The organism is Streptomyces sp. ADMS, from assembly GCF_033441795.1.
Classification (GTDB): Bacteria; Actinomycetota; Actinomycetes; order Streptomycetales; family Streptomycetaceae; genus Streptomyces.
In genome coordinates, this window is the sequence record NZ_JAVFVX010000637.1 from 1 (window position 1) to 237 (window position 237).

At 73.0% G+C, this 237-nt stretch carries 1 pseudogene; it reads right to left on the reverse strand.

What is annotated here, in order from left to right:
• Positions 1 to 212 (reverse strand): annotated as a pseudogene (locus RB628_RS43110) (IS1182 family transposase); the annotation flags it as partial.
• Positions 213 to 237: the final 25 nt, after the last annotated feature.

The following is a 237-nucleotide window of genomic DNA, read 5'->3' on the forward strand; positions in this document are numbered from 1 at the left end:
GGCGCGTCCGTGCAGCTCTCGCTCACGTGCAGCTTGAACCCGTTCCAGAAGGTGTTGCGCTTGGCGGACCAGCGGGTGTCGGGGTCGTAGGGGGAGGCGATGCGCAGATGGCCGGGCGGGAGCCCGTCACCGCCCTCCTCGGTCCTGGTGCGGCGGGCCACGACCTCGCGCCCGCCCCTCGCGGTGGTGCGGGTGTAGTTCTGCAGCAGCACGGTGCGCAGGGTCTGCACCGCGGGC